Raw genomic sequence first — 24,366 nt, forward strand, 5'->3', positions numbered from 1 at the left:
TGCAGCCCGACACGATCCGCGACATCTACGAGAAGCGTCGGCGCAGCTCGCGGCGATCGGGCTTACCCGGCCCACGCAGCGGCAGCTCATCGACCTCGAGAACCTCGCGAGGCGCCGCGTACCGGCCGAGACGTTCGGCGACGGAACCGCGAATCCGGTTGGCGACGAGGTGTTCTCCGCGTCGTGCGACGACAACCGCGACGACCTTCTCGCCGAGACGGTCGTCGGGAAGTCCGACGACGACGCATTCGGCGACCGCTGGGTCCTCGACGATGACCGCCTCCACCACTTGCGGTACGACGGTGAGTCCACCGGTGGAGATGGCCTCGTCGGCACGCCCGACGATCGACAGGACGCCGTCGTCGAGGTGGCCGAGGTCGTCGGTGCGGAACCACCCGGCCTCGGCGAAAGCGGGGTGGTCGGGAAGGTTGCGGTACCCGCGCGCCACCACCGGACCGCCGAGGACGACGCGTCCCACACCGTCGGGCGACGGTTCGGCGATGTGGATGGAGACACCGTCGAGCGGGATGCCGTCGTAGACGCAACCGCCTGCGGTCTCGCTCATCCCGTAGGTGCGGACGATGGGGAGCCCCTCGTCGACGGCCCGGCGCAGCAGGGGAGCGGGGGTTGCCGCACCGCCGACGAGTAGTCCGTCTGCGGCTCGCAATGCGGTGGTCGCGCGCGGTGAGTCGAGGACCTTGATCAGTTGCGTCGGTACGAGGGACGTGTAGCGCCGGGGCCCGTCCAGCCGGTCGAGCTCGTCGGCGAACTCGTCGGCGTCGAAGCCGGCGGCCAGATCGAGGACGGTGGGGGTGTGGCCGGATGCAAAGGCCCTCAACAGGACCTGAAGGCCGGCGATGTGATGCGGGGCGAGGGCCAGGAGCCAGTTACCGGGTCCGCCGAGGCGGTCCGCGGTGGCCTGCGCCGATACGGCCAGCGTCGTCTTGGTGTGTTGCGCCCCTTTCGGTACGCCGGTCGACCCCGACGTGGAGATCACGAGCGAGACATCGTCGGCGATCGGTTCACCCACCGACAGCGCGTCGGTCAGAAGCGCTGTCTCGCGGGCGTCATCGGGGGTGGGGACGATCGCAACCGAACCGTCGAGCACGGCGAGCAGCTCGTCGCGTCGGTCCACGACCTCCGGTCGAGCGGGAAGCGACAGGGCACGCAGAGTTCTCAGGACTCGTCCCGATTCGCGTCGGCCGGATCGGGGCCGTCGAACGGCCAGCCCGACGATTCCAGGTGTCGGCGCACCCGGGCGATGTCGTCCTCGTGTGGCAGCTCGCGGGTGACCTTGGTGATGGCGACGGCCGCGTCGATCTGGGAGATCGGTTCGGGGGGCGGCGCGGACTGGCGGATCAGCCGCGACGACACCTCCTGGACCTCGTCCTCGCTGAGCTGCCGGCGCAGCAGGGCGACGAGCGGGATGTAGTCACCCTGCGGCACGCCGTCGGGGTAACCGGCACGCAGCCATTCGATGATGCGGTAGAGCAATTGTGGGCGGTCCACACTCCTCACCCCCTTTCCTCCGACGGGACGCGGACGTCCTTTCGACGCGGTGACGCGGCTGCGTCCCCACTCAGCGTGATTGTAGGTTTCGGCGCGACGCCGGCAGTCCTCGGTGCCCGGCGGAGCGCGATGGTCAGGGCCGGCTGGAGATCAGCGGCCAGCCAACCGCGGCGAGGCGGCCGGCGACCTGGTCGACCTCCTCGGGAGTCGGCGGTTCGCTGGTGACCCGCTTGATGGCGTCACTGATCTGCTGCTCGGTCACCGGCTCCCGGGGGCCGTACTCCTTGACGAGCTGCATCGCGACGGCGGTGACCTGCTCGTCGGTCAGCACACGCGTGAGGAGAGCCATCAGGGGCGGGAAGTCGGTGCGCGAGACACCTTGGGGATAGCCCTTGCGAATCCAGTTGATCACGGATTCGAAGAGCGGGGTCTCAGTGCTCATGGTTGATCGCATCTCCGGCTCTTGCACATCTGGGACAACCGTTTACCCGGGTGGGGGTCACTTGTAACCAAACGGGAAGAGCTTGATACCGGTGTGGAAGTAGAGGGTCTGGCGGGTGATCCACAGGATGGCGGTGACGATGACGAGCGCGACGACGGCGAAGGTCGCGTAGCTCAGTACGCGCATCACCGGACTGCCCTTGACGACGGCCCCGTCGAGGACCACGTCGGAGCCCTGTTCGTGCATCCGCAGGCCGACCGCGAACAGTGCGGGCAGACCGGCGCCGAAGAGCAGGCCGACGATCAGCACCTTGCCGATCGCTTCGACGATGTCCATCTCAGCCGGGTCCTCTCGTGTGTTCGTGTGTCGGGGTGGAAGCCGGCCGTCAGGCGGACCGTGCGGGGGTGTCCGGGGTGGCCCCGGGATCGGTCGGCAGGACCGACCCGGTGGTCGCGTCCCAGTCGTCGTTGACGTTGCCGGCGTCGACCTTGTTCTGCTGTGCGCGCCGGTACATGTAGGCCGACGCCGCGGCGAGGAGTCCGAAGATCGCCACCGCGCCCGCGACGTTGCCGAGCAGGTGGGCGATGTAGAACGACGCCGCGCCGACCAGTCCGGCGGCAGGCAGGGTGGTGAGCCACGCCACGGCCATCCGGCCGGCGACACCCCAGCGGACCTGCGCGCCGCGCTTGCCGACGCCGGAGCCGAGGATCGAACCGGTGGCGACCTGCGTGGTGGACAGCGCCATCCCGGCCGCGCTGGAGGTGAGGATGATCGCCGCGGATGAGGCCTCGGCGGCCATACCCTGCGGGGAACTGATCTCCACCAGGCCTTTTCCGAGGGTGCGGATGATGCGCCATCCGCCGAGGTAGGTGCCGATGGCGATGGCGGCGGCGCAGCTCGCGACGATCCACAGCGGGAGGCCGTGGCTGACGGTCGAGGCGTCGAGGTGTCCGGTGACGATCAGTGCCATCGCGATCACACCCATGGTCTTCTGGGCGTCGCCGGTGCCGTGGGCCAGCGAGACCAATGAGGCGCTGGCGATCTGGCCGTACCGGAAGCCCTGTTCCTTGCGGCTCTCGGCGAGGTGGCGGGTGATGGTGAAGACGAGCCAGGTCCCGCAGGCGGCGACGGCGCAGGCGATCACCGGGGCGAGCAGTGCGGGCACGATGATCTTGCCGAGCACCCCGTGCCAGTTCACACCGGAGAGGCCGATGGCCGCGATCCCGGAACCGATGAGGCCGCCGAACAGGGCGTGCGAGGAACTCGACGGCAGACCGAACAGCCAGGTGAAGAGGTTCCAGAGGATGCCGCCGACGAGTCCGGCGAAGATGATCAGCAGTGCGGTCGTCGGCGTGATGCCCGCCACCATCTCGCCGGCGTCCGCGCCGGAGGTCTGCTGGATGTTGAGAACGTCTTTGGTGATGGTGGCAGCGACCTCGACTGAGAGGAACGCGCCGACGAGATTGAGGATTGCGGAGAGCCCGACGGCGACTTTCGGTTTCAGCGCGCCGGTGGCGATCGAGGTTGCCATGGCGTTGCCGGTGTCGTGGAAGCCGTTGGTGAAATCGAAGCCGAGGGCCGTGATCACCAACAGCACCAGGATCAGCATTTCGCCGCTCATGCTTTTCATGATGAGGGCTGGGCTTCGAATTTCCTAAACGTCTCGGCACGGTTTCGTGGGGATTCGTTGTCTGACCGGCGTGTCGCGCACGTAATCGCAGTTCAGTGCGGGTGTGGCGTCCGTCGCTTTCCGGAGCGATCGAACGCTCGGCCGACCATGGTGGAACCAGCGGTCCCTGTGGAAGAATCCGACGCCATGACATCGATGAAGCTGGGTATGCCGATCAACTACGCGGGCGACTTCCGCGAGACCATCAACAATCTCGCCGACTTCGAGGCGGCGGGCGTGGAACGGATCGCAGTCCCGGAGGCCTACAGCTTCGACGCGGTCTCCCAGCTCGGCTTCATCGCCGCCAAGACCGACAAGATGGAACTGCAGACCGCGATCCTGCCCATGTACTCGCGCACCCCGACCAACCTCGCGATGACCGCGGCCGGTCTCGACTACATCAGCGGCGGCCGTGCGGTGCTCGGCATCGGCGCCTCGGGACCGCAGGTCATCGAGGGCTTCCACGGCGTCAAGTACGACTACCCGCTGGGGCGTGCCCGCGAGCACGCGGAGATCTGCCGCATGGTGTGGCGCCGCGAGAAGCTCAACTACCAGGGCAAGCACTACACACTGCCGCTCGACGAGGAGCACGGCGGTTCGGGACTCGGCAAGTCCCTGAAGATCATCAACCACCCGGTCCGCGACAACATCCCGCTACTGCTGGCCGCCATCGGCCCCAAGAACATCGAGCTCGCCGCGGAGATGTTCGACGAGCTGCAGCCGATCCTGTTCCACCCGGAGCAGATCGACGCCGCCTTCGGTGAGTCCCTGGCCGCCGGTAAGGCCAAGCGCGACCCGTCGCTGGGCGAGTTGGGCATCGTGGTGCAGGCCACCGCGCGGGTCTCCGACGACGCCGAGCAGATCAACAACGCCAAGGAACTCGTCCGGCACCACGCCGCGCTCTACATCGGCGGCATGGGTGCCCGCGGCAAGAACTTCTACAACCAGCTCGCCATCCGGTACGGATACGTCGAGGAGGCGAAGCTCATCCAGGACCTCTACCTCGACGGCAAGAAGGTCGAGGCCGCCGCGGCGATCCCCGACGACCTGGTGAACGCCATGTCGCTCATCGGCTCCAAGTCGCAGGTGGCCGAGCGCGTTGCCGCGTTCCGTGAGGCCGGCGTCACCTGCATCCTCGCCTCGCCGACCGCGCCGACCCACAAAGAGCGGGTCGCCGAGGTCGAGGCACTGCGCGACATCTTCAACGGCTGATCACCGGTCCCGCGAACAGATCTCAGTCACACCCCAGTACGGCGGCCTTTGCGAGGCCGCCGTACTGGTATGCGTACACCGCACCCCACAGCACGGGGTTGGGGCTGTAGTCGCGCGGGACCGCATGCATGACGACGTTGCCGTCGAAGCACTGGCCGAAGACGAACCGGGCCCGCACCAGGTGGTAGCTCCAGCTGACTACGATGACGTCGTGCCAGTCGTGGCGCCGCGCCATCTCGTGCACGAACATCGCCTCGCCGCGGGTCGTGGAGGGTGCCGGTTCGAAACAGGTCACGGTGATGTCCGGGGTGCTCGCCGAGCAGACCCGCGGCATCATCGAATCCTGGTCCGTGTAGGGACGATACGGGTCGGAGATGAGTACGTGATCGGCATAACCCCTGCGCGCCAGCTCGATTCCGTAATCCTCGCGCCCGTCGTGTTCGCCGCCCAGGACGACGATGGCGTCGGCTTTGCGCAGCGGATCGTCGTGGACGCGCGTGAAGAGCTGGTAGCCGCACGCGCCGCCGACGATCACGACGACGAGGAACACGCAGAGCAGCAGCCGCACAACACGTCTCACCGTGGCGCACGCGTCCTGACCGAGAGTTCGCGTGACTGTGCTTGCCGGAACAGGTCTGTGGATTCCGAACTCCGTAGGGCGACGACGAGGTACACCAGCATCAACGACAGGTCGGTCACCGACACGGGGATGGACACCGTGCTGAAGTCGAGCTGCATGCCGAGCACGAAGAAGGCGATGAAGCAGCCGCCGTACAGGGCGACCTCCGACCGGGACGACCGCAGGCAGCGGTAGGCGAGATAGCAGCCGTAGATCATGATCGCGGTGAACAGGATTCCGACGAGCAGTCCGCCGCGGTACACCGACAGCAGCGGCGCGTTGGCGACGTAGTTGATGTTGAACGCCTTCTCGGGATCCTTGAATTCGGCGATGCCCCAACCGTGTCCGAACAACCAGTGTCCGCTCATCTTCTCCGGGAACTCACGTAGCGCGTCGGAGCGTGCGGTCGAACCGGTGTCGCTGTCGCCGAAGGACGAGAAGATCCGGCGCCGGGACGCCGGGATCGCCGACAGCAGGGCCATCCCGCCGACGAGCGTGCCGATGATCGCGGTCCGGCCGCGGGTCGACATGGTGTGGAAGGCGAGCATCAGAAGCAGGGCCAGCACCACAGAGAAGATCGCCGCGCGGCTCAGCGTCATCGCGACCGCGGCGAACAGGAGCAGTGCGAGCGCCCAGCGCCGAAACCCGTCGAAGACCAGCAGGCTGATCATGAGTGCCGCCAGGAAGCCGATGCCCGCCGCGTTCGGGTCGATGTAGGTGCCCGACAGTCGGGCGGTCACCGCCGCTCCGTTGAAGACGAACCGCCCCGCCGACGACGCGTCATATCCGAAGGGGGACAAGAGATCGAAGGTCCGTGCCGACTTGTCGACGGTCAGCATGGCGAGACCCACCGCGGCCGACAGCGACGATGCGACGACGAAGACCTGCCCGAAGGTCCGCAACTGGTCGGCGCGCAACCGCAGCAGTGCCACGACCAGGAGAGTCGCGCTCGTCCACTTCACGTATTCGAGGATGTCGTCGATCCCGTTCTGCATCGTCGCCGCCACCGAGAGTCCGGCCACGACCACCAAGGCCATGAGCGCGTACTCGAGCGGGGTGAAGGTCGAGACATCCCGGGGGTGGAGGACGGTGGCGAGCAGCACAGCCATCGTCAGGGTGAAGATCAATGGCACCGGCGTACCGGGAACATAGCCCGCGGGAAGCAGGGCGACGACCACCGCGAGCGCCCACAACAACCACGTCGGATGCTGCAGTCCGACAAATGATCCCGCGATCAGCGCGAGTCCCAGAAATGCCGCGGTCATGACGGACTCGCCGGCGAGAAGGCAACCGAAGGTGCCGGCCGCCACCACGGCCACGATCGCGAGTGAACGCACAATCCCCACGCGGGAATCATTACATGAACCATCGACGGGTATCGGGGTGAGATCTCCGTCGGGAAACAGTCGCGGGCCAACAACGAGTTCGAGATCACAGCTCTCGAAGCGCGCGAGTGGCCGACTGTGGCTAGAGTTAGCGCGTCGGGGGAAGACGCAGGTGTCGAATACTCCGCTGGTGAAATGTTTCAGAGATATTTCCACGGCTGGGTATTCGGCTCTCGGTCCTGCTCCGCCATCGCCGGGAGGAGTAGGTTTCATGCCATTCAATGAGTATGTCCGCATTGTGGTCCGCTACTGGTGGGCCATCGTGGCGAGTGTTCTCGTCGGCGGGCTGGCCGGATTCGGCTATGGCATGTACTTCACATCCGTCGACTACGTGTCGTCGGCCCGACTCTTCGTCACCGCCGAGGGCGGCACATCCGTGGGCGAGTCCTACCAGAACAATCTCTTCGCCGAGGGGCGGGTCAACTCGTACGCGCAGATAGCGACGAGTGAGCAGGTGGCCACCCGTGCCTCGGAAGCGCTGGAGGGGGCCATCAGCCCCGCTGACCTGCGGTCGAAGACGACGGCGCTGCCCGTCGAAGACACCGTGATCCTGACCATCTCGGTATCCGGACCGAGTCCGCAACGAGCGCAGTCCTATGCGGCTGCGGTCGCCCAGCAGACCGTCGAGGTCGTGCAGGAGCTCGAGACGTCACGACGCGGCGGGACATCGGCGGCCTCGGCAGTGCTCTACGACGAGCCCGGGCTCCCGTCGACGGCGGGCCGGCCGTGGATGTTGTGGACCGCGATCGGCGCAGGCGCCGGACTCGTCGTCGGCGTCGTGATCGCGCTGCTGCTCGGTTGGCGGCGTCGCGGAACCGTCGTCGACGAGGTGACCGCCGTCGACTCGACCCACCATCCCGTGCTCGCGGTGCTGTCGCCGCGGACGATCCCGATCGAGACGTTCGGCACCGACGATTCCGCCGACCGGGACGCGGATGCCCTTCGCGGACTGCACAATCTGATCCGCTTCCTCGGCGGACAGCGTGACGAACAGGCCCGCGCGCCGCGGGTCATCGGGTTCACCGGTGTCGGATCGGATGCGGGTGCCGGCGAGATCGCGGCACGCTTCGCCGCGACCGTGGCCGCGACGGGGAACACCGTTCTGCTCGTCGACGGCGATCTGTCCGGCGGCGGGATCACCGCCGGAACCGAACTGTCCGCCGATCACGGACTGTCCACCGTGCTCAGCAGCAGCACCGGCAGTGTCGACCCATACGTCGAACAAGGTGGGCTGACGATTCTCCCCGCCGGACCGGTCCCCCCGGAATCCGGTGCGCTCGTGAGCAGTCCGGTCCTGGTAACCGTGCTCGACGAACTCCGCGAGCGTTTCGACTACATCGTGATCGCCTGTCCCCGCATGGGTTCGACCTCTGATTCGATCGTGTACTCGGCCGTGGCCGATGCGATGGTCGTCGTGGTGCGCAACGGGTCCGCAACCCGAAAAGCCTTGAGCGACAGCGTCACGGCGATCGAGCTCGTCGGATCGGTGATCGGTACGGTACTCGTCAGCGGCAAGGCGGGGCAGGTGAAGGCGCAGGATGTGGCCGACTCCGCTGAGCCCGCCGCTGAAAGCGTTGATGCCGAGACCGGTTCGGAGAGTGTGACCGAGAGGATCCGCTCCACGATCGATCATGCTTCACGTAACGGTTCCGGCTCGGCTGCCGCCGCCGGGGTCCCGTCGGACGGGCGGGGTCGTTGACGCGGGCGTCGACCCGGAGGCGGTTCGCCGCCGTCGTCGCCGCGGTGACGACGGCTCTCGTGGTGAGTGCTTGTGGTGCAGCAGGGTTCGCGGATGATCCGTCCCTGAATTCGGCGATCCCGCTCGCCATCCAGCCGCCGCCGGATCTGGTCACTCCCTATCCGGAACCGATTGTCCGGGGCGCCGCGGACACCGGACGACCCGGCGCGGTAGTCGCGGTCGCCGACCCACCACGCGGCCCGATCCCGGTGATCACCGAACTCGGTGCGATCGTCAAACGAGTCGAGTACCGGTCGACGTCGGGACTGGACCGGTCGCCGACGGTCGTGTCGGGGATCGTCGTCACGCCGAAAGGCGAACCGCCGCCGGGCGGTTGGACGACGATCGCCTTCGGCCACGGTACCACCGGTGTCCTCGACGACTGCGGTCCTTCGGAATACGTCAACCTCCTCGGTAGCGACGAGATCATCGCGGCTCTGGTGCTGAACGGTTTCGCCGTCGCGATGAGCGACTACGAGGGCCTCGGCATGCGGGACGTCGACCATCCGTTCCTCGACGCTCGCACCTATGGCTACAACATGATCGATGCGGTACGTGCCGCCCGCGGGGTATTCCCGGGGCTGGGCAGGAAATGGATCTCCTACGGCGTCTCCCTGGGTGGAATGGCGTCCTGGGCGGCGGGTGAGCTCGCGCCGACATACGGCGGTGGTCTCGACCTCCTGGGCACCGTCGCACTGGTGCCGGTGTCGGACATGACCGGCCTGGTCGAACGCGCCGAGAAGGGCACGCTCACCGCCGATCAGGTCCCGATGATGGCCTACCTGATCGATTCACTCGCACGCGTGCTGCCCGACGAGTTCGACCGCGATGACTACCGCTCGGAGTTCCTGCGGAAGAACTGGTCCGAGGTGCTCCGCTGCATCCCGGTCGTCATACAGAAGACCCAGCGAGTGCTCGACTCCATCGGTGTCGAGGATGTCGCACCGCGCACTCCGGAAGCGGCGACGCGACTCCGGGACCACCTGGCCGCCACGTCGTTACCGGTCGGCCGGGCCACCGCGCCGATGCTGATCATGTACGGCACCGAGGACCCACTCATCGCCGCGCCGTGGACCGAACGGGCGATCCGCCGGTCCTGCGCCGCGGGTTCACCGATCCAGGCCATGCGCCGGATCGGGGAGACCCACGCCCGGCTCGACTCCGGACAATCGGTGGCCTGGATGAAGTCCCTGGAGTCCGGGTGGAAGCCGCCGCAGAACTGCGGGGCCCGCCCATGAGGTCACCGTCGACCCGCCGACCGGCGGACTACCTTGCGATGGTGCGCCGCAACCTCGTCGTGCTCGTGGCGTCGGCGATCGCGGCCGCCGCCGTCGGCGTCGGTGCGTACACGCTGATGCCGAAAACCTTTGAGGCGCACTCGAGCGCACTGATCATAGCGCCCGGACCGGCGAGCGTCGGCGCCGAACGCGCCAGCGACCTCGCCGGCCAATTGCGCTCGGCGTCGTACGTGCAGCTCGCGGTGTCCGATCAGGTGCTGTCGCGGGTCGCCCGAGCGGATGCCGCCGGCGTTCTGGGCGACACCGTGACCCCGGACGAACTCCGTGACCTGCTGACCGTCACCTCGCCCCTCGACAGCGCGGTCCTCGACGTCGTGGCCACCGGTCCGACCGGGGAGGCCGCCGCACACCTCGCGAATGCGGTGGTCGACGTCCTGCGCGTCCTGGTGACCGAACTCGAGTGGAGCGACGGCCCGGTGGCGGGGCCGCTGCACGAGATCGACGTCATCGACGTGGCCTCGGTGCCGAATTCATCTGTGTTGCCGAGGTTCTGGGGAACGGTCACGACTGCCGCCGTACTCGGTGCGCTGTTGGGCCTGATGCTCGTGATCGGCGTCGAGGTCGCGCGTGACCGAGTCGTGGATCCGCGCGAGGCGCGTGTCCCGAGGGCGTCGGATACCGCACCGCGGGGCGCGTCCTTCGTGGGCGCATCGGGAGGGGGAACGTGATGGGGGCGAGGATGACCGGGCGCGTCAGGCTGACGACCGTGCTGCTGGCCGCGGCGATCGCCGTTGCCGGCTGTTCGTCGAACGCGGAGGACCAGGCCACTCCCACGACCGGTGCGGGTGGTGTCGAGTATCGGGTCAACACGGCCGGCGCCGGTCCCGGCGCGTTGCGGGCAGCCGAGACGATGCCGCTGCTCGATCGACGCGTCCGTGCGAATTCGCAACTGGCGCTGCGTGTCAAGTACGTGTCGACCGACGGTCGGACCGGTGAGGAGACCGAGGTCTGGGGAGCGTTCTTCGCGCCCAAGGGGCCGGCGCCGGAGGGCGGACGTCCGGTCATCGTCCTGCCACACGGAACGAGTGGTGTGCTCGGCGAATGCGGCGTCACGCTCAAGTCCGACCTGGGTGACCTCGCGGTCACCGCCGCAAGCTGGCTCCAGCTGGGCTACGTCGTCGCAGTCCCGGACTACCAGGGGCTCGGCGATCCCGACGAACAGCGTCCGACGCACCCGTATCTGGATGCGCGCACCTCCGGCCGCAACGTGATCGACGCCGTCCGCGCGGCCCGGTACCTCGTCCCGGAGACCGGGACCCGATGGGGAGCCCTCGGCGGATCCCAAGGCGGACAGGCGGCCTGGGCCGCCAACGCTCTGGCCGGGACCTACGGTGGCGGGCTCGATCTCGTCGGTGTCGCCGCACTGTCGCCGGCCTCCGACGTGTCCGGGCTCGCCGACCTCGCCGCGACCGGGAAGATGACCGTCGAACAGTACGGGCTGTACAACTGGCTGCTGCTGGCCTTGGGCGCCGAGAACCCGGAGCTCGACCTCCGTCGGTTTGCCGGTCCGGGGGTCGTCGCCCAGTGGGACGAGCTGTCCCAGTGCTCGGCATCCCGCGGGGCACAGCGAGCAGAGGTCCTCGAGTCGCTGACGGCCGACGATCTCCGCCCCACCTCACCGGAAGCGGTCACCGAACTGCGGGCCCTGTTGCGCGAACGTGCGATTCCCGACCTGCCGGCCGCGGCACCGACCATCGTGGTCTACGGCGGCAGGGACGAACTGATCCGGTCGGAGTGGACGGCCGCGGCCGTGCGGCGCAGTTGCGCACGCGGCGACACCGTCCACACCCAGTTCCAGCCCGCGGCCGACCACGGCGGGATCGACGGCCGGCAGGTGGTGGGCTGGCTGACCGCCCGATTCGACGACGAACCGAGCTACAACCGATGCGCAGAGATCGAGAGAGCCGGATGACCGAGAACCTGGAACGACGGGGTGCCCCTGCGGGCGACGCGACCGCAGGCGCCGCGAAGACACACACGGCAGGTCGAATCCGCGGGCTCGACGGCCCGCGCGGCATCGCGTGCTGGGCGGTACTGATCGTCCATGTCGCCGTGCAGAACTCGCCGGACACGATGGCGAGCGGCGGACTCCAGCTCCTGGGACAGGCGCTGATCTTCTTCTTCGCGTTGTCGGGTTTCCTGCTGTACCTCCCGTACGTCAAGGGCCTGGTCCGCGGCCGGGAGACCCCGCCGGACGTCCGTTCGTACGCGACGCATCGTCTGCTGCGAGTGTTCCCCGCGTACCTGCTGATCTTCCTCATCACGAACTTCGTTCTGCAGGCCTGCTTCGTCGTGAACGAGTTCGTCGCCAGTGAGACCGGGAAGGACACCGGGACCGGCATGATCACCGACCCGGGAATGCTTCTCACCAACCTGACCCTGACGCAGACCTACTTCCCGCAGTACCTGCAGACGGGCATCAGCCCGTCCTGGTCGTTGACCCTGGAATTCGGCTTCTACCTCTCGCTGCCGCTGTTCGGCGCGGCGATGTGGTGGTTGCGGCGACGATTCGGAACCCACGCCGCGATTCTCGTGGTGACGCCTCCGGTGATCCTGATCGTGGTCGGCACGATCGGCAAGATCGTCGCGGGCCGCGTCGCCGAAGCCCAGGGCATCACCGCGGTGACCGAACAGAACTGGGGACCGAACGCCGTCGCCGTCATCCTCCGCAGCTTCTTCGCCGCCGCAGACAATTTCGCATTCGGCATGCTGGCCACCGCGGCATTCGTCGCGGTGGGCGCCGGCGCCATCTCGGTGCAGGGCGCCCGGCGCCTGCGGATCGCGTCGGCGGTGGCCCTCGTGCCGTCGTTGCTGGTGATGCTGGTGCTGATCGCGTCCGGATCGTCCTACCAGTCGACTTTCACGGCCTTGTCGTCGGCGCTGTTCATCCTCGTCATCGTGCTGCCTCTGGCCGCAGGGCAGGAGGGCAGGCTCGCCACCGCACTGGACTGGAAGCCGCTCGACTACAGCGGACGTATCTCGCTGAGCATCTACCTCTGGCATTTCCCGCTGATGATCGTGATCGGCAGACTCGGCCTGCTGCAGGGCGATTCGGTGCCGGGTCTGATCGTGAACGTCCTGCTCGTCGGCGCGGTCAGTCTCGTGTTCGCGAGCCTCACCTACCGGTACATCGAGCAGCCCGCGATGGTGGTGGCCAGGAGGATGCGACAGCGATGATCGGCTTCGTCCGCCGGCATCCCTTCCTCGTGGCGGTACCGCTCGCCCTCGTGACGAACACGATTCTGCTGGTGGTGATCGTCACGGGCGTACGCCTTGTCACTGCGATCCGGGACCCTGCGGACGGACCGGTGCCGTTCACGGTCGTCGAGGGACCGGGAAAGGTGGCGTCAGCGGAGTACACCGACGACTCGCTGCCGATCTCGGCCCGGCTCGACGACGTCACCGCGATCAGGGTGACGTACTGGTCCACCGATGCGACCACCGGACAACCCACCGTCGTCAGTGGCCTGGTGGTCACCGGCCCGGAACCCGACGACGGCCAGACGCGACCGGTCGTCGCATTCGCGCACGGCACCACCGGCATCGACGAACCGTGCGCTCCTTCCGTCGCCGCCGGGATGTACGGTCTCGGCGAACTCGCCCACGGTCTCGTCAAGGCGGGTTTCGTGGTGGCACTGCCGGATTATCAGGGGCTCGGTAGCCCCGGGGTGCACCCCTACCTCGACGCCCGCACCGCCGGGATGAACGTGATCGACTCCGTCCGGGCGCTGCGGGCGGTGTTGCCCTACGCGTCCGAGGAGTGGGTTGCGTACGGCGGATCACAAGGCGGCGGAGCTGTTCTGGCCGCCGCGATGGCGGCGCCGGAGTACGGACGCGGTCTGACGATGCTCGGGGCAGCCGCGATGGTGCCGGCCGCCGACATCGCCGGCGTGGTCACCAAGTCGCAGGACGGCACGATCACCGGCGACCAGCAGCTCATGCTGCAGTGGATCGTCGAGGCGTGGTCTCGTCGCGATCCGGCCGTCCGGCTCGACGACTACCGGCGCGGTCCGGCAGTCGCGGCGTGGGACACGCTGTCCGCCTGCGCGGGGCCCGCGGTCGCCGGCCGGGCGAAGGCGGCCGAGGCGCTGGGACCGCGCGACGTCGGACCCGGTACCCCGGAGTCCGCGTTCGCATTGGGGGAAGTCCTTGCCGGATACGCCGTTCCGGTGGTCGAGACGCCGGTGCCCATGTACATCCTCTACGGCGGCCGCGACACGTTCATCGACTCGGAGTGGACCGCGGCGTTCGTCGAACGGGCGTGTGCGGTCGGTGATTCGGTGACCGTCGAATTCCAGGAGGACCGCGGGCACGGTGACGTGGACGCAGCGGCCCTGTTGCCGTGGATCTCGGCCCGCTTCGCCGGGGAGCCGGTGTCGTCGACCTGTTCGGAAAGGTGAACGCGATGCAGAAACCGACGCTTGACCAGACGCGGATCCCGGAGTCCGACCTGGGCATCCACGGCGATGCGCCGGTCCGGGTCCAGCGGATCATCCGCGCCAAGGACGCGGTGAAACGGCGGCTCGCCGTCGGCACCGTCGTCGAACCCACTGACCGGTACTCCGTCGTTGCGGTTCTCGGCCAATCGAATGCGCACGGTGCGGGAATGCCCGGCGTGGGGGGTCTTCCACCGCAGCCTGATCCTCGTGTCCACCAGTGGCCGGGATGCGGACGGCGGCGAGGTCGGATTCTGTTGGCGGAAGACCCGCTCCTGCACGAGATCCCGGGTGCCGGAGTCGGATTCGCTACGACTTTCGGGTCCCTGCTCGCCGATCACACCGGAGATGCGGTGCTGCTGGTCCCGTCCGCGCGCGGCGACACGGCCTTCCACCAGAAGAACGGCTACAGCTGGGACCCGGCCAACCGATCCGCGCGCGTCAATCTGTACGACCTCGCCGTACGGCAGATCGGCAACGCCCTCACCGCCGCCGGTACCGGTTCACATCTTGCGGCGATCCTGTGGCACCAGGGCGAGAGCGACGTCCCGCTGACACCTCCCGACGTCTATCAGGATCGGCTCGACGCCTTGATCGCCGGTCTCCGGGGCCATTTCGGGGAGGTGCCGTTCATCCTGGGCCAGATGGTGCCGGAAGAGATCGCCACCGGACATCCGAAGTACCCCGGCATCGCGGCGGTGCACGCGACCACACCGGACCGGCACGCGGTGTGCGCCCATGTGCCGGGTCCGGAGGGAATGCACAACCCGGGGGAGACGATCCACTACAACGCCGCCGGACAACGCGTGCTGGGGTGGGCGATGTTCGAGGCCTACCGGGACCTGGTGGGCGGGGTGCCCGGGGCTCAGTAGGCGCCGTCCTTCGCCACGACGGCGCGGGCGGTGCGCCACAGGATCGTCAGATCCTGCATGATGGTCCAGTTCTCGACGTAGGAGAGGTCCAGCCGGACCGACTCCTCCCAGGACAGGTCGGAGCGTCCGGACACCTGCCAGAGGCCGGTCATGCCGGGCTTGACGAGCATCCGTCGTGCGACGCGGCCGTCGTACTTCGCGACCTCCTCCGGCAGTGGCGGACGCGGACCGACGAGGCTCATCTGTCCGGTGAGGACGTTGAACAACTGGGGGAGTTCGTCGAGGCTGTAGGCGCGGATCACCCTGCCCACCCGGGTGACCCGTGGATCGTCGCGGACCTTGAACAGCAGGCCCGCACCGGCGTCGCGGTCGGTCAGTTCATCCCGCATCCGGTCGGCGCCGGTGACCATGGAGCGGAACTTCCACATGCGGAAGGTCTTGTTGCCCAACCCGACCCGTTCGGCCCGGTAGAACACCGGGAAGCCGGAGTCGAGCACCACCGCCACCGCGACCACCAGGAGGACGGGAGACAGTGCGAGCAGGAGAAGTGCTGCGCCGCAACGATCGAGTGCGGCCTTGCGGAACCGGGTCGCGGCCTCGTACCGCGGGTGATCGATGTGCAGCAGCGGCAGTCCGGCGACCGGCCGCAACATCATCCGGGGACCGGTCACGTCGGTGACCCCCGGTGCGACGACCATGTCGACGTCGAGCCCGTGCAGATTCCACGACAGGTCCTGCATCGCCTGGTGACCCAGGGCATCGGCCGAGGTGACCGCCACCGTCGTCGCGCCCGACGCCCCGACGGCGGCGAGGACGTCGTCGAAATCCCCCAGGATCGGCACAACCGCGCCGTCGACGTCGATCTCGGCGTCGGTGCCACGATGCCCGGGCGGAAGGCACGCGCCGACGACCTCGTATCCCAGTGGCGCCGCGGCCGACAGGCGGCGGACGGTCGGCCGCACCGACTCGACACCGCCGACCATCAGCACCGACTCGCGGTGCCGTCCGGAGACGCGGGCCCGGGCGAGGAGGCGCCGGAAGACGTTCCGGCCCAGCAGCAGTGCGACGGTACCCATCGGCAGCGCGAGCGCCAGGTAGCCGCGAGCGATGTTCAGGCCGCCCAAGAGATCGACGATGGCGAGCCCGCCGAACACCGCGAAGCACGCGGTGACGACGCGGCTGTACTCCTGGGGACCGGAACCGAAGATCCGCCGGTCGTAGGTCTGGAAGGCGGCGAGGGCGACCATCCAGACGAGGACCAGTACCGCGGACACCAGGATCGACGGGATGTGCACCGCCGCAGCCGAATGCAGAGCTCCACTGGGACCGAACCGTAGGCGCTGGGCCAGGGCGACCGAGGCGACCACGACCACCAGGTCGGTGACCCGGAGGGCCCTCGTGTACCGCGGAACCCATGACCGTGAACGCATCTGCCGACGACGCACGGCGATCAGGCGTCGTGGGCCGCCCTGGAAACCCGATCCTGGACCTGCCGGGATCGGGTCGCGAGCCGAGGTCATGCGATTGCCGCCCGCCGTGCTTCGTCCGCGCCGACCAGAGCAAGGTCGTGCCGGACCATGGCTTCGACCACGTCCGCGAACCTGTTCGTGGGCCGCCAGCCGAACTCGTCGCCGATCTTGCGGGGATCGCCCACCAGATCGACGCCGTCTGCCGGTCGTACGAACGACGGATCGGTCGTGACGAGGTGTTCCCAATCGACGATCCCGGCCGCCTCGAAAGCGGTCGCGACGAATTCGCCGACACTGTGGGATTCGCCGGTCGCGACCACGTAGTCGTCGTTGGCTCGGTTCTCGGCAAGGTTGATCATCGCGGACACGTAGTCGCCGGCCCACCCCCAGTCCCGCCGCGCATCGAGGTTGCCCAACACGAGGGGCTCGGTGCGCCCGGCCGCGATCGCAGCGACCCCGGCGGTGATCTTCCGGGTGACGAAACGAGTAGAGCGCAAGGGGGATTCGTGTGGATAGAGGATGGCGTTGGCCACCTCCAGTCCCTTCGACCTCGCCACCCCGGCCATGGTGTGGCCGTACGCCTTCGCCGCCCCGTAGGGCGACGCCGGAGCGATCGGCGTGGTCTCGTCCTGGGGCGTGATCGTCGAACCGGCGAAGATCTCGGCGCTGGAGGCGTTCACCACGTGGACGTGGTGGCCGACATCGGCGAGCGCGGACGCCGCCTCGAGGATCGCGACGGTCGACATCGCCGTCACCCGGGCGGTGGTCAGTGGATCATGCCAGCTCTCCGACACCGAGGACACGGCGCCGAGGTGAAAGATGTGGTCGGGTGCGTGATCGGTGATCACGCGACGCGTCGATTCCGGGTCGGCGAGGTCGACCGGGCTCATCACCACGTTGCCGCCGGACGCGCGAACCACCGCGCGGCCCGGTCGGACCAAGGCGACGACATCCCAACCCCTCGTGACCAATTCCTCGATCAGCAGGTGCCCGTCCTGCCCGTTCGCGCCGGTGACAAGGGCACGTGGCGGGGTCATGCGACCTTGCCGGCCAGCTTCTTCGATTCGATCTCGAGATCGGCCTCGACCATCATCGTGATCAGCTCGGCGAAACCGACCTCGGGCTTCCAGCCGAGGAGCTCGCGGGCCTTGGTGCTGTCGCCGATGAGGAGGTCGACCTCCGCGGGACGGAAGAAGCGCGGGTCGATGCGGACGAGGTGATCCCAGTTGTCGATGCCGACGACCTTGAACGCGACGTCGAGCAGCTCACGGATGGAGTGGGTCTCACCGGTGGAGATGACGTAGTCGTCGGCGATGTCCTGCTGCAGCATCATCCACATCGCACGCACGTAGTCGCCGGCGAATCCCCAGTCGCGCTGCGCATCCAGGTTCCCCAGTGCGACCGAGTCGTCGATGCCGAGGGCGATGCGGGCGACCGCCTGGGTGACCTTGCGGGTGACGAACTCCGGGCCGCGACGCGGCGACTCGTGGTTGAACAGGATCCCGGAGCTGGCGTGCATGCCGTAGGACTCGCGGTAGTTGATCGTCATGTAGTGGCCGAAGACCTTGCTCACGCCGTAGGGCGAACGCGGCCACAGCAGCGTCGTCTCGCGCTGGGGGACTTCCTGCACCTTGCCGAACATCTCCGAGCTCGACGCCTGGTAGTAGCGGATGTCCTTGCCCGTCGTGTCCTGGTGCAGGCGAACGGCTTCCAGCATGTTCAGTACGCCTGTACCGGTTACGTCACTCGTGAGCCGTGCGTTCTGCCACGAGTAGGCGACGAACGAGACCGCGCCGAGGTTGTAGACCTCGTCGGGATTCGCGTAGGTCATCGCCCGCATCAGGCTCGACAGATCGAGCAGGTTCCCGCTCACGATGTCGACGTAGGGATGGGATTCGGCGAGGCGAGCCGCCTTCGGATTGTTCTGTCCCCGAACGAGTCCCACGACCCGGTAACCCTTCGAATGCAGGAGTTCGGCGAGGTAGAGGCCGTCCTGTCCGGTGATACCGGTGACCAACGCAGATTTCATCGACAATTCTCCCCCGTGCGAGGCGAACGACATCTGTGTCGTTTCACCGACTTTCGAACATGCTCTGATTCCCCGACCAGAGCATGTAAAACCCGCGAACACAACCGAGTCCAGAACCGCAACCCATGTGGGTCCCCGAACTTGGCGGTATTCTCTGCGCCATGAGAATACGATCATCCCGGCACTTCCGCCTTTCGAGAACCCATTTCCTCTCTGCCTTTGTGGTGAGCATCTCTCTGGTGCTCGGGGTCGCGATCGGTGGAAGTGTCGCCGGATCCGCCAACTCTGCCCCCGCCTCCCCGGGCTGGTTGGGTTCCGGAAGCGCTGCCGGCCCCACCGAGGCGGCGGTCCCCGTCACCACGGCCGGGTTCGGCTTCGCCGGCGGTTCAGGACTGTTGTGGCTCAACGATGCCGACCTCCGCCGCGAACTCGACGCGGTGATGCGGACCAAGGCGACCTGGCTGCGGGTCACGGTCGACTGGAACTCGATCGAGGCGACCAAGAACTCCTACAACTGGTCCACCCCGGACCGGATCATCAATGCGGCGCGCGCCCGCGGGCTCAAGGTCCTCGCGAACGTGGTGTCCTCGCCGCCGTGGTCCCGTCCGGCCGGAACCTTCTTCACCGCCCCGCCCACGAACAATTCCGACCTGAGCGCCTTCTTGAAGAAGTTCATCGCGCGGTACGGAAGCAAGGTCACGAACTACCAGATCTGGAATGAGCCGAATCTGCCCATCTTCTTCGGGTGGACGGTCGACGCCGCTCGGTACACCTCCCTCCTGAAGGCCGCCTACAGCACCATCAAGTCGGCGCAGTGGGGTTCCACCGTCATCGCCGCAGGTCTGGCCCGTTCCGGCGGGTGGAACTCACCGCCCAACTTCGCCACCGCGATGTACAACGCCGGCGCCAAGGGCAACTTCGACGCGCTCGCGATGCACCCGTACGTCTTCCCGGGCGGCCTGTACGCCAACCCGGAGAACGCCGTCACCGACATCCCGGCGGTGCGGAACCTGATGATCGCGCGCGGAGACGGCGCGAAGAAGATCTGGTTCACCGAACTCGGCGCTCCCACCGGTACGGCGGCCGACGCCGTCTCGGAATGGGAACAGGCAAAACAGATCACGGATGTGATGGGCTTCGCCGTCTCGGCGGGATTCGTCGGCCCGACGTTCATCTACAGCATCCGGGACACTGGTACCAATCTGGCCGATCGCGAACAGAACTTCGGTGCCATCTACAAACACGACTGGACCCCGAAATACGCAGCAAGCGTCCTGGGAGCGGTCTGACACTGCCACTGTCCGTGGCACATTCTCACGCCCGTTCCGCGTCGGCAAGCTCACATATCGCGAGCACGCCGCGCGGAGCGGGCGTTTGCACATTACGATCTCCTTTCGAGCGGACATCGGGGTCCGCGCGAGTGCGTGCACTCGTCATTCACGAGAATTCTTCTCGAGATTCGTCGGGGGGGAGAAGTGGTTCTTTGGTGCACATGATGGATGCTGGGCTCGTCGTGGAGAAGATGCCGAGAGTGGCGATCGCCCACGATTACCTGACTCAGCGGGGCGGGGCGGAGAAGGTCGTCCTGTCCCTCAGCAGGGCATTCCCGGATGCCCCTATCTACACGCTCTTGTACGAGCCGGATCAGACCTATGACGAGTTCCGGGACAAGACGATCATCACCTCACCGGTGAATCGTGTTGCGGCACTGCGGACCGACCATCGTTCGGCACTGCCGGTACTCCCGTTCGCGGCCTCGCGGATGCGCATCGACGCCGACATCGTGGTGGTGAGTTCGAGTGGCTGGGCGCACGGCTTCGACACCTCCGGGTACAAGCTCGTCTACTGCTACTCGCCGGCGCGCTGGCTCTATCAGACCGATGTCTACCTCGGTGAGTCCTCCAGTGCCGTCAAAAAACTCGCAATCCGACTCCTCGGACCGGCACTACGCCGCTGGGACCGGTCGGCCGCGCTCGAGTGCGACCGCTACCTGGCGATCTCGAGTGCGGTCCGCGACCGCATCGAGGCGACCTACGGACTCGATTCGACGGTGGTCTCCGCGCCGGTGCTCCCGCCCCTGGCGCCGTCCGGGATGGCGGATGCGCCCGACGGCATTCCGGTACGCCCGTTCCATCTGTGTATCTCACGCCTGCTGGCGTACAAGAACGTCGACGCGGTGATCGACGCCTTCCGGGGTACGGACGATCATCTGGTGGTCGTGGGTCGCGGTCCAGAGGCCGAGCGGTTGCGCGCAACCAAGCCCGCGAACGTGACGATGCTGAGCGACCTGACCGACGCCGAGATGGGTTGGCTGTACGACAACTGCACCGCCGTGGTCACGGCCAGCTACGAGGACTACGGACTGACGCCACTAGAGGGCGGCATGCGGGGCAAGCCGTGCGCCGTACTGCGCTGGGGCGGTTTCCTCGACACCATCGCCGACGGCATCAACGGAGTGTTCTTCGACGCACCCGACCCGGTCAGCATCCGGTCCGCCGTCGCCGAGATCGCGAGGCGCGACTGGGATGCCGAACAGATCAAGGCGCATGTCGCCCACTTCGGCGAGGAGAGATTCATCAAGGAGATCAAGAACCGCGTGTCCGAGGCCGTGGTCGCGAGGGAGGCAGAGCGAACGTGAGTACCGAAATGACGACACCGCCGGAGGCAGGACCCGCCGGACCGACCGTCCCGCAGCGTGCGGATTTCCACCCGCGGTACACGTTCACCGAGATCTCGACGATCGCGAAGGCGAAGAACCGGGTCGGAATCCTGCTGTACAACAACATCGTCACATTCATCCCGTCGCACACCGTCCGACAGGGCTTCCTCCGTGCTTTCGGCGCGAAGATCGGCAAGGACACCTCGATCCTGCGCGGGTGCCAGGTCTTCGACATCGATCAGATCCGGATCGGCGAGGCCTGCTCGATCGGCTTCCGGGTGCTGTTCGACGCGCGATCGGGCATTTGCATCGGCGACAACGTCGTGATCGCCAGTGACACCCAGATCATCGCCGGAAAGCACGACCCGGCGAGTCCGGACTTCGCGGCCGTCCTCGAACCGGTGTACATCGGTGACCACGCCTGGATCGCGAGCCGCGCCACCATCGTCAGCGGCGTCAGCATCGGACGCGGTGCCGTCGTCGCTGCCTGCGCGTGCGTCAGCAAGGATGTCGCCGATCTCGACATCGTCGGCGGTGTGCCGGCCAAGACGATCTCGAAGCGACCCGAGTCGGCGTTGCGCTACCGGCCGAAGTACCGGCCGCTCTTCTACTGATGGCCGGCCAGGTGACGGCGGGTTCGGTCGGGGAACCCGGGACGAGAAGACTGGACGGGACACGCCTGGTGTACGTCGCCGCCGAACGGAGCGCGGGCGGTGTCGGGGCCTACTCAGAGGTCTTCGCGGACATGCTGCGGCGTCGGGTCGCCGACTTCCACGAGGTGCGGCACCCCCGGCCGGGTACCGACACGGTGACGGAACTGCGCGCCCGGCGCCGGGAGATCATCGAACTCGTCGACGCCGCGAACGGCCGCCCGGTCGTCGTGCACGGTGAGTTCTCCGGTGGCTCGGTCGAATCCTTCTGGCCCACCGCCGGACTCGAGCGGAAGCGGCCGAACGTTCTGGTCAGTGCGACCGTGCACGACCCGCCCGGACTTGTCTGGTGGCCCGGCCGCGTCGCGTTCCTCGAGCAGCGCAAGCTCCTCAACCACGCCGTGCACTTCCCGCTCCGGCCGCTCTCGCGGGCGATCGAGCGGCAGGTGGTCGGAAACCGCACCCTCTTCGCGATGAGTGATGCCGGGGCGCGGTCCTTGCTGCGCGCCTACCCCGACACCACGGTGCGCCATGCGCACATGCCGGTGTGGAGCCGCGGTGAGGTGGTCTCCGCGCCGGATCGTCCGAAAGCGGTCGGGTTGTTCGGACTCGTCTATCGCGGAAAGGGTTTCGAGCACGTCGAACGACTCCGCAGCCTGCTTCCCGACGACATCGTCATCCGCATCGCCGGGCGCGGGACCGAATCGCTGCCCGCGATCGACGGGGTGGAGATCCTGGGCGGGATCCACGACGCGGACCTTCCCGCCTACTTCTCCTCCATCCGGGCACTCGTCGTCCCGTACGGCGCGCGGAGTCCGTACGGCGAAGCGTTCCCCGGGTCGAGTGTCGTCACCGACGCCATCGCCCATCTCACCCCGGTCGTGTGCACGGGACACGGCGCGCTCGGTGAACTCCGGACCGAAGGCGGTGTCCACGTCGTCGACGACGACGTGCGAACCGCCGACGAGACGGTCGGGGAGTTGGCTGCGGTGGCCGCGGAGCTCGTCGGATCGCGAGAACGTCTGTCCGCCATGGCCGAGTCGCTCAAGGCGATGCGTGAGGTGCGCGAGCCGGACGAGGTCGTCGAAACCTACCTCGACACCTGGGCGAGGTCGGTGTGCCGGGCATGAGCGGCGCCACCGAGACCGGCGCCACCGAGACCGGCGCCACCGAGACCGGCGTGACCGAAACCGGGGTGCAGGCACTGCCCGTCGACAACCGACGCCACGTGATCAAGGCGCTCGTCGCCGCCGCCTGGACCTACGGTGGACGTGCCGCAGGCCTGGGGTGGACGGTTGCGCTGACCTTCCACCTCGGCATCGGCGCCTACGGCCAGTACGCCATGGCTTTCGCACTCGGCGCGATCATCGCTGCGCCCCTGGACAATCCGTTTGCGGTACGCGCCATCCGTGAAGCCGAGGACGCATTCGCGGCGGAGCGGTTGACCCGAATCCTGTTGGGGCTCGGCCTCATGGTCATCGGCGCGCTGTGCCTGGCGGCACCGTATCTGGTGTGGTTCGCGCTGATCGTCGCGGGCGGTGAGATCGCGTTCAACGCGGTCAAGAGCCGTGCCCTGCGCGACGGTCACCCCGACCGGGTGATGCGCTTCGACACCACCCGGCAGGTCGTCAGTATCGCGTTGGCCGTCGGCTATCTCCAGTTCGCGCCGTCGGCGGACCTCGAGACGGCCAGCTTCTGTTATCTCGCACCGTATGTCGTCATCGGCCTCTACGCCGCGACCTTCGTCCCGCGCCACCGTCCCGGTGTCCCGGGTTCGGCTCGTCTGATTGCGATCCTGTCCGGCGAACATCTCGCGAACGCGCTCTACATGCAGGGCGACATCCTGTTGCTGGGTGCGGTGACCGATGCCGATGTGGCGGGATACTTCGCGATCGCCAGCACGGTCGGCTGGGCGGCCGGCCAGGTCGGGATGTCGCTGGCCGGGACCTACCACGAGCAACTTCGTGCGGCCGGCGGCGCGGTTGCCGCGGGTCCACCGGTCAAACACGTCGTGATCATGGCCGCGGCGACCTCGGCGCTCGTGATGGCGGCGGGATTCGCGCTGCTGGCCACCCCGTATTCATCCGAACTCGCCTGGGCGCTGGTGGTGATCTCACTGTTCGTCGGGCTGCGCGTCATGAACAACGTGCTGACCACGGTTCTCTACGTGCAGCGTCGTGACATGGTGCGCACCGCGGCAGCCGCCGCACTGGTCCCGGTCAAGCTCGGATTGGTCTGTGCGCTGGCAGTTTTCGGTGCCGTCGGGGCGGTGATCGCTTCGGTGGTGACCGACGCGATCCTGTTCGCGATCTATGTCCGGTCGGTGCGGCCCGAGGGGCTCGTCACCCGAGAAGAGGAAACCGCATGACAGGGGTGGGG

General features: G+C 67.5%; 23 protein-coding genes. 13 read left to right on the top strand and 10 right to left on the bottom strand.

Annotated features, from left to right (window positions below; translation table 11 throughout):
* Positions 1-25: 25 nt before the first annotated feature.
* The 5 genes from menE to M1L58_RS05525 form a co-directional block, all read right to left on the bottom strand.
* On the bottom strand, positions 26-1,135 hold the full coding sequence (gene menE / locus M1L58_RS05505; protein ID WP_248658126.1) for an o-succinylbenzoate--CoA ligase: 1,110 nt from the start codon (positions 1,133-1,135) through the stop codon (positions 26-28).
* Between the two features lie 41 nt (positions 1,136-1,176).
* Positions 1,177-1,509: a DUF3349 domain-containing protein gene (locus M1L58_RS05510; protein WP_248658197.1), complete on the bottom strand. Its 333-nt coding sequence runs from the start codon at positions 1,507-1,509 to the stop codon at positions 1,177-1,179.
* Positions 1,510-1,642: 133 nt separating this feature from the next.
* A complete protein-coding gene (locus M1L58_RS05515) occupies positions 1,643-1,951 on the bottom strand; it encodes a DUF3349 domain-containing protein (protein WP_248658127.1) in 309 nt (102 codons plus the stop codon).
* 57 nt (positions 1,952-2,008) lie between these two features.
* Positions 2,009-2,287, bottom strand: a complete 279-nt coding sequence (locus M1L58_RS05520) for a hypothetical protein (protein ID WP_248658128.1) — start codon at positions 2,285-2,287, stop codon at positions 2,009-2,011.
* Between the two features lie 49 nt (positions 2,288-2,336).
* On the bottom strand, positions 2,337-3,572 hold the full coding sequence (locus M1L58_RS05525) for an inorganic phosphate transporter (protein WP_248658129.1): 1,236 nt from the start codon (positions 3,570-3,572) through the stop codon (positions 2,337-2,339).
* A gap of 195 nt (positions 3,573-3,767) precedes the next feature.
* On the opposite strand from M1L58_RS05525, the gene M1L58_RS05530 reads away from it, so the two are divergent.
* Positions 3,768-4,832 (top strand): LLM class F420-dependent oxidoreductase, encoded by a 1,065-nt coding sequence (locus M1L58_RS05530; RefSeq protein ID WP_248658130.1) that lies wholly within the window; start codon positions 3,768-3,770, stop codon positions 4,830-4,832.
* A 22-nt stretch (positions 4,833-4,854) separates the two neighbouring features.
* On the opposite strand, the gene M1L58_RS05535 is transcribed toward M1L58_RS05530, so the two are convergent.
* Together M1L58_RS05535 and M1L58_RS05540 are read right to left on the bottom strand one after the other, a co-directional pair.
* On the bottom strand, positions 4,855-5,412 hold the full coding sequence (locus tag M1L58_RS05535) for a YdcF family protein (protein WP_127963945.1): 558 nt from the start codon (positions 5,410-5,412) through the stop codon (positions 4,855-4,857).
* Positions 5,409-6,797, bottom strand: a complete 1,389-nt coding sequence (locus tag M1L58_RS05540; RefSeq protein ID WP_248658131.1) for an O-antigen ligase domain-containing protein — start codon at positions 6,795-6,797, stop codon at positions 5,409-5,411. The genes M1L58_RS05535 and M1L58_RS05540 overlap by 4 nt, the downstream gene beginning before the upstream one ends.
* 250 nt (positions 6,798-7,047) lie before the next feature.
* Between M1L58_RS05540 and M1L58_RS05545 the strand changes: the two genes are divergently transcribed.
* The 7 genes from M1L58_RS05545 to M1L58_RS05575 are packed head-to-tail and all read left to right on the top strand — an operon-like array spanning position 7,048 to position 15,180.
* Complete coding sequence (locus M1L58_RS05545; RefSeq protein WP_248658132.1) at positions 7,048-8,535, top strand: Wzz/FepE/Etk N-terminal domain-containing protein; 1,488 nt, start codon at positions 7,048-7,050, stop codon at positions 8,533-8,535.
* Entirely contained in the window at positions 8,532-9,812 is a 1,281-nt protein-coding gene (locus M1L58_RS05550; RefSeq protein ID WP_164905342.1) for a lipase family protein, read from the top strand. Before M1L58_RS05545 ends, M1L58_RS05550 begins: the two co-directional genes overlap by 4 nt.
* Entirely contained in the window at positions 9,809-10,540 is a 732-nt protein-coding gene (locus tag M1L58_RS05555) for a YveK family protein (protein ID WP_248658133.1), read from the top strand. The genes M1L58_RS05550 and M1L58_RS05555 overlap by 4 nt, the downstream gene beginning before the upstream one ends.
* 11 nt (positions 10,541-10,551) lie before the next feature.
* Positions 10,552-11,784, top strand: coding sequence for a lipase family protein (locus M1L58_RS05560; RefSeq protein WP_248658134.1), 1,233 nt, complete (start codon positions 10,552-10,554; stop codon positions 11,782-11,784).
* The gene (locus M1L58_RS05565; RefSeq protein ID WP_248658135.1) at positions 11,781-13,049 is read left to right on the top strand and encodes an acyltransferase family protein; all 1,269 of its coding nucleotides are present in this window, start codon (positions 11,781-11,783) and stop codon (positions 13,047-13,049) included. The genes M1L58_RS05560 and M1L58_RS05565 overlap by 4 nt, the downstream gene beginning before the upstream one ends.
* Entirely contained in the window at positions 13,046-14,272 is a 1,227-nt protein-coding gene (locus M1L58_RS05570; RefSeq protein WP_248658136.1) for a lipase family protein, read from the top strand. Before M1L58_RS05565 ends, M1L58_RS05570 begins: the two co-directional genes overlap by 4 nt.
* 5 nt (positions 14,273-14,277) lie before the next feature.
* Entirely contained in the window at positions 14,278-15,180 is a 903-nt protein-coding gene (locus M1L58_RS05575; protein WP_248658137.1) for a sialate O-acetylesterase, read from the top strand.
* Here M1L58_RS05575 and M1L58_RS05580 read toward each other — a convergent pair.
* The 3 genes from M1L58_RS05580 to M1L58_RS05590 are packed head-to-tail and all read right to left on the bottom strand — an operon-like array spanning position 15,174 to position 18,678.
* A complete protein-coding gene (locus M1L58_RS05580; protein ID WP_248658138.1) occupies positions 15,174-16,700 on the bottom strand; it encodes a sugar transferase in 1,527 nt (508 codons plus the stop codon). The two genes, M1L58_RS05575 and M1L58_RS05580, sit on opposite strands and share 7 nt — an antisense overlap.
* The gene (locus tag M1L58_RS05585) at positions 16,697-17,686 is read right to left on the bottom strand and encodes a GDP-mannose 4,6-dehydratase (protein WP_248658139.1); all 990 of its coding nucleotides are present in this window, start codon (positions 17,684-17,686) and stop codon (positions 16,697-16,699) included. The genes M1L58_RS05580 and M1L58_RS05585 overlap by 4 nt, the downstream gene beginning before the upstream one ends.
* Positions 17,683-18,678: a GDP-mannose 4,6-dehydratase gene (locus tag M1L58_RS05590; RefSeq protein ID WP_248658140.1), complete on the bottom strand. Its 996-nt coding sequence runs from the start codon at positions 18,676-18,678 to the stop codon at positions 17,683-17,685. Before M1L58_RS05590 ends, M1L58_RS05585 begins: the two co-directional genes overlap by 4 nt.
* A 221-nt stretch (positions 18,679-18,899) precedes the next feature.
* Here M1L58_RS05590 and M1L58_RS05595 point away from each other — a divergent pair, with 221 nt between their 5' ends.
* The 5 genes from M1L58_RS05595 (at position 18,900) to M1L58_RS05615 (ending at position 24,355) form a co-directional block, all read left to right on the top strand.
* Complete coding sequence (locus M1L58_RS05595) at positions 18,900-19,967, top strand: cellulase family glycosylhydrolase (protein WP_248658141.1); 1,068 nt, start codon at positions 18,900-18,902, stop codon at positions 19,965-19,967.
* A gap of 203 nt (positions 19,968-20,170) precedes the next feature.
* Entirely contained in the window at positions 20,171-21,316 is a 1,146-nt protein-coding gene (locus M1L58_RS05600; protein ID WP_248658142.1) for a glycosyltransferase, read from the top strand.
* A gap of 8 nt (positions 21,317-21,324) precedes the next feature.
* A complete protein-coding gene (locus M1L58_RS05605) occupies positions 21,325-21,951 on the top strand; it encodes an acyltransferase (RefSeq protein ID WP_127963936.1) in 627 nt (208 codons plus the stop codon).
* Positions 21,951-23,117, top strand: coding sequence for a glycosyltransferase (locus M1L58_RS05610; protein WP_248658143.1), 1,167 nt, complete (start codon positions 21,951-21,953; stop codon positions 23,115-23,117). Before M1L58_RS05605 ends, M1L58_RS05610 begins: the two co-directional genes overlap by 1 nt.
* Complete coding sequence (locus tag M1L58_RS05615; RefSeq protein ID WP_248658144.1) at positions 23,114-24,355, top strand: lipopolysaccharide biosynthesis protein; 1,242 nt, start codon at positions 23,114-23,116, stop codon at positions 24,353-24,355. The genes M1L58_RS05610 and M1L58_RS05615 overlap by 4 nt, the downstream gene beginning before the upstream one ends.
* Positions 24,356-24,366 lie beyond the last annotated feature (11 nt).

The sequence above is a fragment of the Gordonia sp. C13 genome, assembly GCF_023218005.1.
GTDB lineage: Bacteria > Actinomycetota > Actinomycetes > Mycobacteriales > Mycobacteriaceae > Gordonia > Gordonia namibiensis.

Coding starts and splice junctions, on each gene's coding strand:
- M1L58_RS05610 (WP_248658143.1), top strand. CDS start 21,951: ATGGCCGGCCAGGTGACGGCGGGTTCGGTCGGGGAACCCGGGACGAGA.
- M1L58_RS05590 (WP_248658140.1), bottom strand. CDS start 18,678: ATGAAATCTGCGTTGGTCACCGGTATCACCGGACAGGACGGCCTCTAC.
- M1L58_RS05615 (WP_248658144.1), top strand. CDS start 23,114: ATGAGCGGCGCCACCGAGACCGGCGCCACCGAGACCGGCGCCACCGAG.
- M1L58_RS05565 (WP_248658135.1), top strand. CDS start 11,781: ATGACCGAGAACCTGGAACGACGGGGTGCCCCTGCGGGCGACGCGACC.
- M1L58_RS05600 (WP_248658142.1), top strand. CDS start 20,171: ATGATGGATGCTGGGCTCGTCGTGGAGAAGATGCCGAGAGTGGCGATC.
- M1L58_RS05520 (WP_248658128.1), bottom strand. CDS start 2,287: ATGGACATCGTCGAAGCGATCGGCAAGGTGCTGATCGTCGGCCTGCTC.
- M1L58_RS05585 (WP_248658139.1), bottom strand. CDS start 17,686: ATGACCCCGCCACGTGCCCTTGTCACCGGCGCGAACGGGCAGGACGGG.
- M1L58_RS05605 (WP_127963936.1), top strand. CDS start 21,325: ATGACGACACCGCCGGAGGCAGGACCCGCCGGACCGACCGTCCCGCAG.
- M1L58_RS05515 (WP_248658127.1), bottom strand. CDS start 1,951: ATGAGCACTGAGACCCCGCTCTTCGAATCCGTGATCAACTGGATTCGC.
- M1L58_RS05545 (WP_248658132.1), top strand. CDS start 7,048: ATGCCATTCAATGAGTATGTCCGCATTGTGGTCCGCTACTGGTGGGCC.
- M1L58_RS05575 (WP_248658137.1), top strand. CDS start 14,278: ATGCAGAAACCGACGCTTGACCAGACGCGGATCCCGGAGTCCGACCTG.
- M1L58_RS05525 (WP_248658129.1), bottom strand. CDS start 3,572: ATGAGCGGCGAAATGCTGATCCTGGTGCTGTTGGTGATCACGGCCCTC.
- M1L58_RS05580 (WP_248658138.1), bottom strand. CDS start 16,700: ATGACCTCGGCTCGCGACCCGATCCCGGCAGGTCCAGGATCGGGTTTC.
- M1L58_RS05530 (WP_248658130.1), top strand. CDS start 3,768: ATGACATCGATGAAGCTGGGTATGCCGATCAACTACGCGGGCGACTTC.
- M1L58_RS05570 (WP_248658136.1), top strand. CDS start 13,046: ATGATCGGCTTCGTCCGCCGGCATCCCTTCCTCGTGGCGGTACCGCTC.
- M1L58_RS05555 (WP_248658133.1), top strand. CDS start 9,809: ATGAGGTCACCGTCGACCCGCCGACCGGCGGACTACCTTGCGATGGTG.
- M1L58_RS05560 (WP_248658134.1), top strand. CDS start 10,552: ATGACCGGGCGCGTCAGGCTGACGACCGTGCTGCTGGCCGCGGCGATC.